Source organism: uncultured Lentibacter sp. (assembly GCF_937123735.1).
Classification (GTDB): domain Bacteria; phylum Pseudomonadota; class Alphaproteobacteria; order Rhodobacterales; family Rhodobacteraceae; genus Lentibacter.
In genome coordinates this window covers 1-15504 of the sequence record NZ_CAKZKL010000010.1, presented here as the reverse complement: position 1 = coordinate 15504, position 15504 = coordinate 1, and the positions used below count along the sequence as shown (strand labels likewise).

Sequence of the window (15504 nt, the reverse complement as noted above, 5' to 3'; positions counted from 1 at the left end):
GCCCCCAACGGGTCGGATTTGGCGCAGCCAAATTCGAAACCTCTCAGAGCCGCTTCAAAACCTCTGCGGTAAAATCCTCACCGCGCATCTCAAAGCTGTCATACTGATCAAAGCTCGCCGCCGCCGGCGCCAGAAGCACAACATCGCCCGCCTCTGCGTCCGCCATAGCCGCGGCCACGGCTGCCGCCATCGTCGTGCAAACCTTGGCGTCAATTCCCTTGAGCTGCATCGCAAACTGCGCCGCCTCGCGACCGATCACATAGGCCGTCTTCACATGGCCAAGCGCGTTCTGAAGCCCGCTCAGACCACCCTCTTTTTCCAGCCCGCCACAGATCCAGCGGATGTTCTTGAACGCGGCCAAGGCCTTCTCCGCTGCGTCCACATTGGTCGCCTTGCTGTCGTTCACATAGGCAATCCCCCCCGCCTCCGCAATCAACTGCGAGCGGTGGGCCAGGCCCTTAAAGCTCTGAAATCCCTTCTCAATATCGCGCGGCGCCATCCCGAGCGCGCGGCACACCGCATAGGCTGCGCAAGCGTTCTGGTGGTTGTGCGCGCCGGGCAGCCCCGTCACTGCGCGCAGATCAAGAGAGGCCACTTGCCGCCCCTTGCGCCATTCGGCCAGAAAACCCTTCTTGGCAAAGACATTCCAGCCATGCCCGGTAAGCTTTTGCGCCACAGACACCCGGATCACACGGTCATCCCCCTGCCCCATCGCAAGCTGGTTGCTCAAAAACAGCCCCTCAAGCTCATCCACACCAATCACGGCACGGTCCGGCCCGCCTTCCACAAGCAGCCGCCGCTTGGCCGCAAAATAGCCGCCCATGCCGTTGTGGCGGTCAAGGTGGTCGGGCGAAAGGTTGGTGAACACCGCAATATCAGGCGTCAACGCGCGCGCCAGCTCGGTCTGATAAGAGCTCAGCTCCAGCACAATCACATCGCCCGAATGCGGCGCATCCAGGTCCAGCACCCCACGACCGATGTTGCCCGCCAGCTGTGCGGTTTTGCCAGCACTTTCAATCAGATGCGCGATCAAGGCCGAGGTTGTCGATTTGCCGTTTGAGCCCGTCACAGCCACCACCCGCGGCGGCACATCAAGCCCGTCCCAGGCGCCGCTGCCAAGCGAGGCAAAGAACAGGCCAATGTCGTTGTCCACAGGCACACCGGCTTTCAGCGCAGCGGCCACCACAGGGTTGGGTTCGGGGTAAAGATGGGCAATGCCCGGGCTGACAATGAGCGCCGCCAAACGGCTCATCACCGCCTCTTTGGCAAGCTCGATACAGTCAAAACCCTCGGCTTCGGCGCGTGCACGCGCCTCTGCGTTGTCATCCCAGCACAGCGCCTCGGCCCCGCCCGCGCGCAGGCTGCGCGCCGCTGAAAGCCCGCTGCGCCCAAGTCCCAGAACCCCAACGCGCTGACCCGCATATCCGCTGACCGGAATCATCGCCCGCCCCTTAACGCAGCTTAAGCGTGGCCAGACCGATCAACGCGAGGATCAACGAAATAATCCAGAAACGTATGACAATCTGCGGCTCCGCCCAGCCCTTTTTTTCATAGTGATGATGGATCGGCGCCATCAGAAAAACCCGCTTGCCGGTGCGCTTGAAATAGAGCACCTGAATGATCACCGAAAGCGCCTCGACCACGAACAAACCACCCACAATCGCCAGCACGATCTCGTGTTTTGTGCTCACCGCAATCGCGCCCAAAGCCCCGCCAAGCGCAAGCGAGCCGGTGTCGCCCATAAACACCGCCGCAGGCGGGGCATTATACCACAAAAAGCCGAGGCCCCCGCCAAAAATACCGGCGGTAAAGATCAGGATTTCGCCTGTTCCGGGCACATAGTGCACATCGAGATAGTCGGTAAAATCGACCCGCCCCACCGCATAGGCAATCACCCCCAGCGTGCCAGCCGCAATCATCACCGGCATAATAGCCAGCCCGTCCAGCCCGTCTGTGAGGTTCACAGCATTGGCCGCCCCCACGATGACAATCATCGCAAAGGGCACAAAAAGAAAACCGAGGTTGATGAGCGTGTCTTTGAACACCGGCAGCGCGAGTTGATATTGCAGCGCTTGAGGGTGGTAAAGCGCAGCCCAGTAGCCGGCAATCGCGCTGATCAACAGCCCCAAAGCCATGCGCACACGGCCCGACACACCCGCCGTCGTCTGCTTTGAGACCTTGGCATAGTCATCGGCAAACCCGATGGCGGCAAAGCTCATGGTCACAAACAAAACGATCCAGATATAGGGGTTGTCCAGCCGCGCCCAGAGCAAGGTAGAGCTCAGCAAGGCCCCGACAATCAAGAGCCCGCCCATGGTGGGGGTGCCCGCCTTGGCCAGATGCCCCTCAGGCCCATCATCACGGATGGGTTGTCCCTTGCCCTGACGGCGGCGCAGCACATTGATCAGAGGTGGTCCAAAGACAAAGCCAAACAGCAACGCCGTCAGAAACGCCCCGCCCGCGCGAAATGTGATATATCTGAACAGGTTGAAAAAATCACCCCCGTCAGAGAGCGCCGTGAGCCAATAAAGCATTCAATCGTTTCCTCGTCGTTCTGTTTTGGGGCGCATTGTCTCGCGGATCGCCGTCACAACCTGGCTCACCGCGCTCCCCTTGGAGCCCTTGACCAGCACAATGTCACCCGCGCGCAAATAGCTGCGCACCTTATGCGCCAATTCGGCGGCAGTTTCAAACCACTGGCCCTGCTGCGCGTCAGGCAGCGCCTCCCAGGTGTGGCGCATCAGCGGTCCAACACAATGCACCACATCCAGCTCTGCCACCGCATCCAAGCCGGCAACGTCGCGGTGTTGGGCCCGCTCGGTCTTGCCCAGCTCCAGCATATCGCCCAAAATCGCAATCTTGCGATAAGCGCCCTGCGCGGGGGGCACAATATCCGCCAAGACCTGAAGCGAGGCCGCCAAAGACGCGGGATTGGCATTAAAGGCATCGTCAATCAGCTCTATGTGGTCGTCCTCCACCTCGTCGAGCGCCAGAATTTCGCGCTTGCCGCGCCCTGCGGGCGGTTCCCAGCCCGCCAGATCCGCCGCCGCCAGAGCCGGTGCAAGGCCCACAGCCTCACAAACCGCCAGCGCCCCCAGCCCGTTCATGGCAAAATGCTGGCCCGCAGCCCGCACCTTGAACACAAGCGGCATCCCGTGGACTTCAGCCTCCGCCACCGTCACGCTCTCCGCCAAACGGGTGCCACAAAGCTTGAAATCCTCTGACTGCGCCCCAAAAGTTACCCCCTGCGCGCCAAGCTGCGCAGCCGTTTGGGCCAAAATCGGGGCCGTCGCTATATCGGCGTTCCACACCGCCACCCCGCCCGCAGTAAGCCCCTCCATGATCGAGGCCTTCTCGGCGGCAATCCCCTCAAGGCTCTCAAATGCAGCCAGATGCGCCGCCGCAACGGTGGTGATCATCACCACATGGGGGGCGGCCAGCCTGGCCAGAGGCGCAATCTCTCCGGGGTTGCTCATGCCGATCTCGATCACGGCAAACTCTGCCTCATGCGGCATCCGTGCCAGCGTCAGCGGCACACCCCAATGGTTGTTGTAACTGGCCTCAGCGGCGTGGCAAAAGCCCTGTGCCGCAAGGATCACGCGCAGCATTTCCTTGGTCGAGGTCTTGCCCGCACTGCCCGTCACCCCGATGATCTTGGCGTGGCTGCGCGCCCGCGCCGCGCGGCCAAGGTCTTGAAGCGCCTTGAGCACATCACTCACAAGCAAAAGCCTGTCTGAGCCGTCCAGCCCCTCTGGCACATGGCTCACAAGCGCCGCCACCGCGCCCTTTTCCAGGGCCTGCGCGACAAATTCATGTCCGTCCCGCGCGGCCTTGAGCGCCACGAACAAATCTCCCGGCCTCAGCGTGCGCGTGTCAATCGACACTCCCGTGGCCGCCCAATCGCTGGTGACTTGCCCCCCTGTGGCGGCGGCGGCTTCGGCCGCAGTCCAGATCGGTTTCATATGCGTCCCTCCAGAGCCGCAACAGCCACGCTGGCCTGTTCCACATCATCAAACGGCAAGACATCATCGCCCACAACCTGCCCGGTCTCATGGCCTTTTCCGGCAATCAGCAGCGCATCGCCGGGCTGAAGCAAATCAACTCCGCGCAAGATCGCCTCAGCGCGGTCGCCCACCTCATAAGCCGCCGGGCAACCCGCCATCACAGCGGCGCGAATGTCTTCAGGCGCTTCGCTGCGCGGGTTGTCATCGGTGACAATCACGATATCGGCGTTTTCAGCCGCCGCCTTGCCCATCAGGGGGCGCTTGCTGCGGTCGCGGTCGCCGCCTGCGCCGATGATGGCGATGATCCGCCCCGCCACATGCGGGCGCAGCGCCTTGAGCGCCGTGGCAATGGCATCCGGCGTGTGGGCGTAGTCCACAAACACCGCTGCGCCGCTCTCTCGGGTGGCGGCCAATTGCATACGCCCCCGTACGGTATGCATATGTGGCAGCGTCTCAAACACCGCCTGCGGCGCCTCTCCAGCCGCAATCACAAGCCCAGCTGCCAACAGGACATTCTCGGCCTGAAACCCGCCTATCAACTTCAGATCGGCGCGGTAGCCCTTGTCATTGTGGCGAAAGAACACCTCCTGCCCAGTGCTATGAAAGCGCTGCGCCGTGAGGCAGATATCCGCCCCCTCCATGCGCCCGACGGCCATAACCTCAATCTCTCGGGCCTGGGCAATCGCGGCCATATCCGCACCGCGCGCATCGTCAATGTTGATCACCGCGACACCCTCATCGCTCAACACACGGCCAAAAAGCGCGGCCTTGGCCTCAAAATAGGCCTCAAATGTCGCATGATAATCAAGATGATCCTGGGTGAAGTTGCTAAAACCCGCAGCAGCCAGGCGCACCCCGTCCAGACGAAACTGCGCCAATCCATGCGAGGAAGCTTCCATCGCCGCATGGCTCACCCCGGCCTCTGCTGCCGCCGCCAAGGTGCGGTGCAGCGTGATCGGCTCAGGGGTGGTATGGGCCAGAGGCGCACTCCAGTCGCCCTCCACACCGGTTGTCCCAAGATTGATGGCGCGCAACCCCAGCTCTTGCCAGATCATCCGCGTGAAACTGCTGACGCTGGTTTTGCCATTGGTGCCGGTGACCGCAATCATGGTTTCAGGCTGGGCCCCAAACCAGAGCGCCGCCGTATAAGCCAGAACCTGGCGCGGGTTCTCACAGATCAGCAGGGCCACCTCGGCTTCGGCAAGATACGGCCCGGCAATGCGCGCGCCTTGGGCATCCGTAAGAATGGCCACCGCGCCCATCCGCAAGGCATATTGGACAAACGCCCCCCCGTGCACCTGTGTCCCGGGCAGTGCCGCAAAGAGAAACCCCTCCTTGACCGCGCGGCTGTCCACCGCCAGGCCGCAGATCGTGACATCGCGTCCGTTCGTGGCGGCCAGCCCCAACTCGCTCAGTTTCTTATGCCCCACCGCCGCCTCTTTTTGTCAATTGGATGTGAGTGTTATACCAGCCAATTCCCCTGGTTCAACGTCTGGTCTGAGCCCCAGCAGGGGCGCAATCCGGTTGATGTATTCTGCCGCCACAGGCACCGCTGTCCAGCCCGCGCTGCGGCGATTTTCACCGTAACTGTAAATCTCGGGTTCATCCAGTGAAACCACCAAGACATAGCGCGGGTCGTTGGCAGGGAACACGCTGGCAAAACTGGTGATCACCCGGTCCTTGTAATAGCCGCCGTCCGGCTTGGCCTTGTCGGCGGTGCCGGTCTTGCCCCCGACGGCATATCCGGCCACATCGCCAAAACTGGCGGTGCCCTCGGTCACGACTTTGCGCATCATGCCGTTCATCTGGGCCGCCACCTCGGGAGAAACCACCCGCGCACCATAGCGCGGCCCGTCCTGCTTCAGAAGCGTCGGCGTGATCTTGCGCCCGCCATTGGCAATGGTGGCAAAAGACGCCGCCAGATGCAGAGGCGTTGCCGCCAGCCCGTGGCCGTAAGAAATGGTCATGGCCGAAATCTCAGACCAATGTTTGGGCAACAGCGGCGTGCCGCCGCGCGCTTCTGGCATTTCAATTTCGGTCGGCGCGAGCAGTCCCAGACCGTCAAGAAACGCTTTCTGCCGCTCCGGTCCGATCATCTGCGCAATCCGTGCAGTGCCAATATTTGAGCTCTTGGTCAGCACCGTGGTCACGTCCAGCTCTTTGCCATAATCATGAAAATCGCGGATCCGGTGCTTGCCCCACCGCAGCGGGCCGCGGGTATCGATCATGGTCTCCGGCGCAACCAGATCAAGCTCAAGCGCCTGCGCGATCGTGAAAACCTTGAAGGTCGAACCCAGCTCGTAAACACCCTGCAAAGCGCGGTTGAACAGCGGGCTGTCGTCAGGGGCGCCCGACACCGGCGGCATGGGGCGGTCGTTGGGGTCAAAATCGGGCAGGCTCACCACCGAAATCACCTCGCCGGTGTGCACATCCATCAGAATGCTCGACGCCCCCTTGGCCCCCATCAGGCGCATACCGCCAAACATCACCCGCTCCGCCGCCGACTGCACCGTCAGATCCAGCGAGAGCTGCAAAGGGCGCGCGCCATTGGCCGGGTCGCGCAAATAGGCGTCAAATTGCTTCTCCACCCCCGCCGTGCCAATCACTTCGGCCGCATGAACGCCCTCGCGGCCAAAGCTTGTGCCGCCCATCACATGGGCCGCCAGCTTTCCATTGGGGTAAAGGCGCGCCTCACGCGGGCCAAACATCAGCCCGGGCTCGCCAATATCATGCACCCGCTGAAGCTGCTCGGGGCTGATCTTTTTCTTGACCCACAAGAACTTGCGCTTACCCGTAAAATCCTTGAGCAGGCGCTCGGCCGTGAGATCAGGGAAAATCTCGGCCAATGCCTTTGCAGCCTGCGCAGGATCCACCATCTCCTGGGGCTGCGCATAGAGCGAGTGGGTTTCAATATTGGTGGCCAGCACACGGCCCCGGCGGTCCACAATATCGGCGCGCTGCGCCAAAATATCCGGCGCATGGCTCACGGCCCTGATCTCGGTAGGCTCTGTGCCCGCCATCAGCCCCATTCGCGCCCCGATCACCGTGAAGGCGCAAAAAAACATGAGCCCCAGCACAACCAGCCGCCCCTCGCCAACACTGCGCAACTCGTTCTGAATCGCCTCATGGCGCTGCGAGGTGTTGCGCTGCTCGATCAGGTTGGGGTCTTGGCCGCGCTTGCGCGCCTGCAAAATCGCCGCCAAAGGCCTGAGGGGGATGCGTGTCATCGGTCCGCTCCGTCGCTTGAAACTTCCACCGAACCGTCAAGGTCCAACTCCAGCTGAAGCCCGTCCGGGGCCGCAACAGGGTAATTCACTTCGTCAATCCCGCCAAAATGCTCGGGCGCGAGGGGCAAAAGCTTGATTTTGGAGAAATTAAGCTCCGCCAGTTCGTGCAGGCGGTCGGGGCGGTTCTGATAGGCCCATTCCGCCCTAAGAATGGCCAGCCGGGCGCGGGTTTCGCCGATCTCGCGCTGCAACGCCTGTGAGCGGCTGTAAGCCTCCTGGGTCTGGTAGTTCTCATGATAGGCCCAAAAGGCACTGCCAATCACACAGAGCGCTGTCAGCAAAACCACCAAAGTTTTCATCCCCACCCCTCCTTAAGCTGAGGTGCCCCGACCGTCTTGGCGCTCACAGCGCGCGCAGGCGCCTCGGTGCGCCGCGCCAGGCGCAACAGCGCGCTGCGGCTGCGCGGATTGTGCGCCAGCTCCTGCGCATCCGGCCCGATGGCTTTCTTGTTGATCAGCTTGAAGGTGGCTGGCTCCACCGCCTGCTCGGGCGCATAACGGCTGCCGCCGCCCGCCTCTGCGGCGCGCAAACGCATGAACCGCTTGACCACACGGTCCTCCAGCGAATGAAAGGACACCACCGCCAACACACCGCCCGGTTTGAGCGCACGCTCGGCCGCCTCAAGCCCGGCGACAAGCTCGCCAAACTCGTCATTCACGGCAATCCTGATCGCCTGAAAGCTGCGAGTCGCCGGGTGGCTTTGGCCCGGCTTTGGGCGGGGCATCACGGATTGGATGATCTCTGCAAGCTGGCCTGTCGTTTCAATCGGCGCAGCCGTCCGCGCCTTAACGATTGCCTTGGCAATTCTCCGGCTGGCCCTGTCTTCCCCGAAAAGATAAATTATATCAGCTATTTGCGATTCTTCGAGCTCGTTTACAAGCTCGCGCGCCGAGCGGCCCTGCTGGCTCATACGCATGTCCAGCGGCCCATCGCCCTGAAAGGAAAATCCGCGCTCGGCCTGATCAAGCTGCATCGAGCTCACCCCAAGATCAAGCACAACCCCGTCCACCTGCGTGGCAACCTGGTCCATCTTGGAAAACTCGGTCTGATGCAAGCTCAGGCGGGTTTGGTAGCCGGCCCCCCAGACCTGCGCCAGCTCATGGGCCAGCGGGTCGCGGTCAATGCCAATCACCTGCGCCGCACCGGCCTCCAGCAAACCGCGCGCATAGCCCCCCGCGCCCATGGTGCCATCCACCCAAACACCGCCCACAGGGGCGATAGCGTCCAGAATAGGCCTGAGCAAAACCGGAATATGCCTCTGGTCTGATTTGGCATGTTCCATGCTGCGCTATTCTCCGCCTGTGGCCTTATCGAGGTAAATCAACGGGTCAAAATCTTCTGGAAGCTCGTCCAGCCACTCTTCTGTCCGGGCGAGCTCTTCCGCCTCATAGGTTTCGGGCTTCCAGATCTGGAAGGTATCGCCCGCCGCTATGAAGAAGGCTTCCGCCTCAAGCCCAATCTTTTCGCGCAATTTCTGCGGCAGCACAAGCCGGCCCGTCTCATCTACGGTTGTCGGCAAAGATTGCCCCTGAAACAGCCGCTGCAAGATCTTGCGCTCCGTGGAGCCGCGCGGCAGAGAGGCGATCTTGTCATCCACCTCCTCGATGGCCGCAATGGTGTAGCACTCAAGATAGCTGCGCCGGTGGTCCCCGTAGACAATCACCAGCTCCGGCGTATCGCCCTCACGCCAATTGGGGTCAGAAGCCTCCAGAACACGCCGAAAAGAGGCCGGAATCGACACCCGCCCCTTTGTATCCACCTTGTGGTGGCTTTCGCCGCGAAATCTACGAACCACTTGGGCCGCCTCTCCTGATCCCCCTGAAGTCTGCCTTAGATGAGGAAACGGCGGTTGATCTGCTGCCACTGATCAACCGCCGCCCTCGTCCCGCTGTGCGGGGTGTCCAGCTGCGCGCGCCACCTGGGGGGATGTCTGCTCGCTCGCGCGCCGGATCTCTCAGTCTGATGAAGCGGGGTGCCTGTATGAAACCTGACTTAGGGAGTTTTTGTTCGGGGTCTTTTGTCGCCCCTTTATTTCCCAACCTCATCTCGTGCATTAGGGATGCCATGGGAATTGATGGTAATCAATAGTTTTTTTGGCCTAGACACCACATTATCTGGTGTGAAAGGCGCTGAAATACTAGATATTGCGTTGCAAACGGCTCAAATTGGCACCATTTCTAGCGGAATGTGTTTTTCTTAACACAAGATATTGTATAGCTTTGCCACTGGAAAAAATTCCCACATATTCCCAAGTTTTTTTGAAGTTTCCCGCAAACTGGCCCGTTCCCAAGCCTGCAACCCCGCAAACCCTCGCAAAATCTGCCGCATTTCGCCCCGTTTCGGCGCAACGCCCAAGTGATTCGCAGCGCAACACTCTTCTACGCAAAAGGGCGTCCCATGGTTTCCCATGGAGCGCCCCGCCTGTCCTCGTGCCGTCTTGGTGGCTTTTGTGTCAGATCAGCTTTTGCGCCAGATCAGCATATATGCCCGCCGCCGCGCTCTCGCCCGTGGCCACAGGCGTGCCCGCATCGCCGCCCAGCCGCGTGTCCAGATCAATCGGCAATTGCGCCAAAAGCGGCGCGCCAAGCTTTTGCGCCTCACGCCCGACACCGCCGTGCCCAAAAAGATGCGCCTCATGCCCGCACTCAGGGCATATATACAGTGACATATTCTCCACCATGCCCAAAACAGGCACTTTCATCTTCTGGAACATATCAATCGCCTTGCGCGCATCAATCAGCGCCACATCCTGCGGGGTCGAAACAATCACCGCGCCATCCAGCACCTTCTGCTGGCCAAGCGTGAGCTGCACATCCCCCGTGCCCGGTGGCAAATCAATGATCAGCACATCCAGATCGCCCCACGCCACATCGCCCAGCATCTGCTGCACCGCGCCCATGAGCATCGGCCCGCGCCAGACAACCGCCTGCGCTTCATCCACCATAAGCCCCAGCGACATCATCTTTATGCCATGCGCCTGTGGCGGCACGATCTTGCCCTCGGGCGATTGTCCCGGCCGCGCGCTCACGCCCAGCATCCGCGGCTGGCTCGGCCCGTAGAAGTCGGCATCCAAGAGGCCCACACGCTGCCCCGCCTTGGCCAGGGCCACCGCTAGGTTCACACTCACGGTAGATTTGCCCACACCGCCCTTGCCGGAGCCCACAGCAATCACACGCGCCACACCCTTGGGGCGGATGTCGCGGCGTTTCGGATCAGGGTGGCCACCAATGCTGAGCTTGGGAGGGGCTTTGGCAGGCGCCGCCGCACCATGGGCCGTCAAGACAGCCGAAACACTCTCAACCCCGGGCAGCTCTTGCACAAGCTGCACCGCCGCCGCCCGGATCGACTCCATCTGCGCCGCCACCTCGGGGCTGGGGGCCTCGATCACAAACCGCACCTGCGCGCGCTCTATCGTGAGGGCACGCAGCATCCCTGAGCCCGCAAGGCTTTTGCCGTCGGGCAGCTGAAGGCGCTCCAACGTCTGAATGATTTGCTCTTCTGTGGCCATATGTCTGCTCCCGCGTTGCTTGCGCCATAGGTGCGCTTTCTGTTTCAGATTACAACCCCAAAGCCCTCTGCCTCCGCACACCACAGCCGATGGGCAGCGGCCCAGCTTGGGCCGGATATGGCCAAGGTTTCCCTTGGGGAACATATGCAAATGCTGCATAGCGGCATTGCCAAACTGAGCCTTTTCGCACGCGCAGCATCCGCCTATATCCTCCTCAACAGATGCAGACATACAGAAACGAGTGACCCATGAACTACGTTATCACAACTTCTTCTGGCGCCCTGAGCAGCGCCATTGCCGAAACCACTGGCAAAGCCATTGGCTTCTTTGCAAACCTGGCCGAGGCCATCGCCCTGCACCGCCAGTATCGTCAAACAATCAACGAACTCTCCGGCCTGTCAGGCCGTGAGCTGGCCGATCTCGGCCTCAACAGTTCCAGCATTTATGCCGCCGCCTACGAGGCTGTTTACGGCTAATTGCACAACCGGATTGTGCCGGTTCTCCTCCCTTTTCCGGCACAAGAATGCGCGGCGAGCTCCCTCCTCCCTTAAGAGCTCGCCGCCTTCATTTTCAGGGTATCTTTCAAGCCAGCCCGCAAGGCGCGCGCAAGCCAAAACCGCGCCAAGACCTGTCAACATCAGGCCAACATCAGGCCAACAACACTGGCCCAACTACACTGGGTCAACTACACTGGGCCAACCCCTCAAAACGGGATGTTGTCAGCCTCAGAGGCCCGCACAACAAAGCGCGCAACAACCTTCTTCTCGCCTGCCTTGTCAAAAACAATCGCCAGCTTGTCCGCCTCAACAGCGGTGATCTCGCCATAGCCGAATTTGCTATGAAACACCCGCTCCCCCACCGCAAAAGCCGACACAACCGTGCCCTCGATCACCATATTGCCGCGGCTGGACGCCGGCTGCCCCGCCGGGCGTTGACTGGCGCGCGCCTGCATCCGCCGCCAGCCGGGGGAGTTATAAACATCCGCCTCCGAAACCGCCTGCTCAAGGCCTGAGCGGCCATGCCCCTGGGCAGCCGCGCCAAAATTGCCGCCATAAAGCCCCGGTGGCGTTAGCACCTCCACATGAGCCTCGGGCAACTCGTCAATGAAGCGGCTCGGCAGCTGGCTCTGCCACTGGCCATAAACGCGGCGGTTGCCCGCAAAGGAAACGGTGCAAATCTGCTCCGCCCGCGTGATGCCCACATAAGCAAGCCGGCGCTCTTCCTCGAGCCCTTTGGTGCCGCTTTCGTCCATTGAGCGCTGCGAGGGGAACAGCCCGTCTTCCCAGCCGGGCAAAAACACCGCCGGAAATTCGAGCCCCTTTGCGGCGTGCAGTGTCATGATGCTGATTTTTTCCTCTGACTCGCCTTTGTCATTGTCCATGATCAGCCCGACATGCTCCAAAAAGCCTTGCAGGTTCTCAAATTGCTCCAGCGCCTTCACAAGCTCTTTGAGGTTCTCCAGCCGTCCCGCCGCTTCCGGGCTTTTGTCGTTTTGCCACATCTCGGTGTAGCCGCTTTCATCCAGAATCATCTCGGCAAGCTCCACATGGCCCACCTCGGCGCTGGCCTCCAACCGCTGCCAGCGGCGCAGGTTGTCAAGAAAGCGCTGCAACTCCACAGCCCCCTTGCCGCCCAGCCCCTTGGCCTCCAACACCATCTGCGCCCCCTCTACAAGCGGCAGAAACTGGGCGCGCGCCTCGCGCTGGATCTTCTGGCGCGCCTTATCGCCAAGTCCGCGCTTGGGGGTATTGACCACGCGCTCAAACGCCAGATCATCCTGCGGGCTGACAACAAGCCGGAAATAGGCCATGGCATCCCGGATCTCCAGGCGCTCATAAAACCGTGGTCCGCCAATCACCCGATACGGCATCCCGATCGACAAAAACCGGTCCTCAAAGGCGCGCATCTGATGGGACGCGCGCACCAAAATAGCCATGCCATTCAGAGACAAAGGCGCCATCCCCCGCGTGCCACGCTGCATGGCCTCGGCCTCTTCCCCAATCCAGCGCGCCTCTTCTTCGCCGTCCCAATGGCCGATGAGGCGCAACTTCTCACCGCCCTCCTCCGCGGTCCAAAGCTCCTTGCCAAGTCGGTTCTCGTTGCCCGCAATCACCCCCGCCGCCGCCGCCAGAATATGCGGCGTGCTGCGATAATTCTGTTCCAAACGCACAATCTTGGCGTCCGGAAAATCCTTCTCAAAGCGCAAAATATTGCCCACTTCCGCGCCGCGCCACCCATAGATGGATTGGTCGTCATCGCCCACGCAGCAAATGTTCTTATGCCCGCCTGCCAAGAGCCGCAGCCAGAGATACTGCGCCACATTGGTGTCCTGATACTCGTCCACCAACACATATTTGAACCAGCGCTGATACTGTGCAAGCACATCCTCATGTTGCTGGAAAATATGCACCATATGCAAAAGCAAATCGCCAAAATCCACGGCGTTCAGCTCTTTCAGGCGCGTCTGGTATTGCGCATAGAGCACCGGCCCCATGTCGTTGTAAGCCCCCGCCTCGGCCGCCGGCAGGGTCTCAGGCAGCCAGGCGCGGTTCTTCCAGCCATCAATGATGCCCGCCAACATCCGCGCCGGCCAGCGCTTGTCGTCAATCCCCGCCGCCTGCACCAGCTGCTTGAGCAGGCGCAGTTGGTCGTCACTGTCCAGAATGGTGAAACTGCTCTTCAGCCCCACCAGCTCGGCGTGGCGGCGCAAAAGCTTCACGCAAATCGCATGAAAGGTGCCAAGCCAGGGCAAACCCTCCCCCGAGGTGCCCATAAGCCGGCCAACCCGCTCGCGCATCTCCCGCGCCGCCTTGTTGGTGAAGGTCACCGCCAACACCTCGTTGGGCCGTGCCCGCCCGGTGTTGAGCAAATGCACAATCCGCGTGGTCAGCGCCTTGGTCTTGCCCGTGCCTGCGCCTGCAAGCATCAGCACAGGGCCGTCGAGCGTCTCCACCGCCGCGCGCTGCGCCGGATTCAAATCGTCCAGATAGGGCGCCCCGCGCGCCGCCATCGCCTTTTCAGAAAGAGAAACCACGTTTTTTCACTTCATATCTGCTCATTTGCCCCCAATACCTAAAGATTTTCACGCCCAAGTCAAAGCAATGTTCGCCTTGTGTTCCACTCCCTACAGCCATTCGCCCTTTTTTATTGCCCCAAATATCCCACCTCAACCGCGCAGCAAGTGCGCTCTATCGGTCATCGCGTTGGCTGCGCAAACTGCTTGAGGGGGTCTGGGGGCAGCGCCCCCAGCGGAGCGATCTGGCGAAGCCAGAGCGCAATCCCTCTGGACAATCCCCGCGCGCCCAAGCTCAATAGCGCCCATGGATTTACACGCTCGATACCCCGGTCTGGATGATCTGCGCCGCCGCGCCCAAAAGCGCCTCCCGCATTTCGTCTTTGAATATCTCGACAGCGGCACAGGCCGCGAGCAGACAACCCAACAAAACGCCACAGCGCTTCAGGCACTGCGCTTTTTGCCGTCCGTCCTGCACGGGCCGCAAACCCCCAATCTTGCCAAAGACTGTCTCGGCCTGCGCTACAAGCTCCCCTTCGGCATCGCCCCGGTCGGCATGTCCGGCCTCATCTGGCCCGATGCCGAGCGCCTGTTGGCCAAAGAGGCCGTGCGCGCGGGCCTGCCCTATTGTCTGTCCACCGTCGCCAGCCAAACGCCGGAACATCTCGCGCCCGTGCTGGGAGACAAAGCCTGGTTCCAGCTATACCCCCCCAAGGAAGAGGCCCTTCTCAAAGATCTTCTGGCGCGGGTAAAATCTGCCGGCTTTGCCGCGCTTGTCCTCACGCTGGATGTCCCCGTGGCCTCGCGCCGGGCAAGGCAGGTCAAGGGAGGGCTGGTGCAGCCGCCGCGCCTGACCCCGCGCCGCATCCATGGCCCTGCGCTGTTCTTTTTGACGGCGGCTGGACTGGATATGGTCGGGACGCCCTTCGGCACTCGCAAGCTGACAGATCACTTCAAGCGGCTGGGCGCGCAACCGTCGGCATCATCGCCGTCCAAAACCATGGCAGATCAAGCATGACCCTCACCCGTATCGGCGGCCTTGCCGCTCTGACTTGTGCGGCCACCTACCTGATCGGCTTTGCGTTGCTGGTCACACTACTGGCCCCTTTGGGATTTGGAACTGGCGAGATCGACCCAGACGCCGTCGGCGCATTCATCGACGCGCGACCGGGCGTGTTGATCGCCTGGAACACGACGATTTACATCGTGAACGCACTGGCGCTCACCGTTCTCGCGGTCGCATTGGCGGAACGCCTGGCGCAACTGCCGGGCTGGGCAGCGGTGACGCGCGCCTTCGGCCTGATCTGGGCGGCGCTCGTTCTCGGTGCCGGCATGATCGCCAATGTCGCCGTCGAGCGCGCCGTCGACCTGGGCCAGCGTGTACTCGACCTGGTTGCCCTCCTTGCGCACGTCCAGGCCCTCGCCCACGCACACGATCGGGACGATGCCGCTGTCGAAGGCCGCCTTGGTCTTGGCCGCCACGACCTCGTCCGACTCGCCGTGGTACTCGCGGCGCTCCGAGTGACCGACCGCGACGTAGGACACGCCGAGCTTCTTCAGCTGCGTGCCCGACACCTCGCCGGTGTAGGCGCCGGAGGCGTGCTGCGAGATGTCCTGCGCACCGTACTTCAGTTGAAGCTGGTCAGCGTCCACGCGGGTCTGCACGGAGCGACTCGACGTGAACGGCACCAG

12 protein-coding genes and 1 pseudogene are annotated in these 15504 nt (G+C 61.6%); 2 read left to right on the top strand and 11 right to left on the bottom strand.

What is annotated here, in order from left to right; genetic code table 11:
- Positions 1–43: 43 nt before the first annotated feature.
- From murD to Q0478_RS02060, 9 genes are all read right to left on the bottom strand, one after another.
- Positions 44–1441, bottom strand: coding sequence for a UDP-N-acetylmuramoyl-L-alanine--D-glutamate ligase (murD, locus tag Q0478_RS02100; RefSeq protein ID WP_298675730.1), 1398 nt, complete (start codon positions 1439–1441; stop codon positions 44–46).
- A 10-nt stretch (positions 1442–1451) separates the two neighbouring features.
- Positions 1452–2534: a phospho-N-acetylmuramoyl-pentapeptide-transferase gene (gene mraY, locus Q0478_RS02095; RefSeq protein WP_298675728.1), complete on the bottom strand. Its 1083-nt coding sequence runs from the start codon at positions 2532–2534 to the stop codon at positions 1452–1454.
- Positions 2535–3962 (bottom strand): UDP-N-acetylmuramoyl-tripeptide--D-alanyl-D-alanine ligase, encoded by a 1428-nt coding sequence (gene murF / locus Q0478_RS02090; protein WP_298675725.1) that lies wholly within the window; start codon positions 3960–3962, stop codon positions 2535–2537.
- On the bottom strand, positions 3959–5434 hold the full coding sequence (locus Q0478_RS02085; RefSeq protein ID WP_298675723.1) for a UDP-N-acetylmuramoyl-L-alanyl-D-glutamate--2,6-diaminopimelate ligase: 1476 nt from the start codon (positions 5432–5434) through the stop codon (positions 3959–3961). The genes murF and Q0478_RS02085 overlap by 4 nt, the downstream gene beginning before the upstream one ends.
- A 15-nt stretch (positions 5435–5449) precedes the next feature.
- Positions 5450–7231, bottom strand: a complete 1782-nt coding sequence (locus Q0478_RS02080) for a penicillin-binding protein 2 (protein WP_298675720.1) — start codon at positions 7229–7231, stop codon at positions 5450–5452.
- The gene (locus Q0478_RS02075; protein WP_298675716.1) at positions 7228–7590 is read right to left on the bottom strand and encodes a cell division protein FtsL; all 363 of its coding nucleotides are present in this window, start codon (positions 7588–7590) and stop codon (positions 7228–7230) included. Before Q0478_RS02075 ends, Q0478_RS02080 begins: the two co-directional genes overlap by 4 nt.
- Positions 7587–8573: a 16S rRNA (cytosine(1402)-N(4))-methyltransferase RsmH gene (rsmH, locus tag Q0478_RS02070; RefSeq protein ID WP_298675714.1), complete on the bottom strand. Its 987-nt coding sequence runs from the start codon at positions 8571–8573 to the stop codon at positions 7587–7589. Before rsmH ends, Q0478_RS02075 begins: the two co-directional genes overlap by 4 nt.
- Positions 8574–8579: 6 nt before the next feature.
- On the bottom strand, positions 8580–9086 hold the full coding sequence (gene mraZ / locus Q0478_RS02065) for a division/cell wall cluster transcriptional repressor MraZ (RefSeq protein ID WP_298675711.1): 507 nt from the start codon (positions 9084–9086) through the stop codon (positions 8580–8582).
- A gap of 657 nt (positions 9087–9743) precedes the next feature.
- Positions 9744–10799, bottom strand: a complete 1056-nt coding sequence (locus Q0478_RS02060) for an Mrp/NBP35 family ATP-binding protein (RefSeq protein ID WP_298675708.1) — start codon at positions 10797–10799, stop codon at positions 9744–9746.
- A gap of 248 nt (positions 10800–11047) precedes the next feature.
- On the opposite strand from Q0478_RS02060, the gene Q0478_RS02055 reads away from it, so the two are divergent.
- Positions 11048–11275: a DUF1127 domain-containing protein gene (locus Q0478_RS02055; protein WP_298675705.1), complete on the top strand. Its 228-nt coding sequence runs from the start codon at positions 11048–11050 to the stop codon at positions 11273–11275.
- A 227-nt stretch (positions 11276–11502) separates the two neighbouring features.
- On the opposite strand, the gene Q0478_RS02050 is transcribed toward Q0478_RS02055, so the two are convergent.
- A complete protein-coding gene (locus Q0478_RS02050) occupies positions 11503–13809 on the bottom strand; it encodes an ATP-dependent helicase (RefSeq protein WP_298676131.1) in 2307 nt (768 codons plus the stop codon).
- A gap of 310 nt (positions 13810–14119) precedes the next feature.
- On the opposite strand from Q0478_RS02050, the pseudogene Q0478_RS02045 reads away from it, so the two are divergent.
- Positions 14120–14680, top strand: a pseudogene (locus tag Q0478_RS02045) (alpha-hydroxy acid oxidase); the annotation flags it as partial.
- 227 nt (positions 14681–14907) lie between these two features.
- On the opposite strand, the gene Q0478_RS02040 reads toward Q0478_RS02045, so the two are convergent.
- The coding region (locus tag Q0478_RS02040; RefSeq protein WP_298675702.1) for a triose-phosphate isomerase at positions 14908–15504 on the bottom strand (597 nt) is incomplete at its 5' end.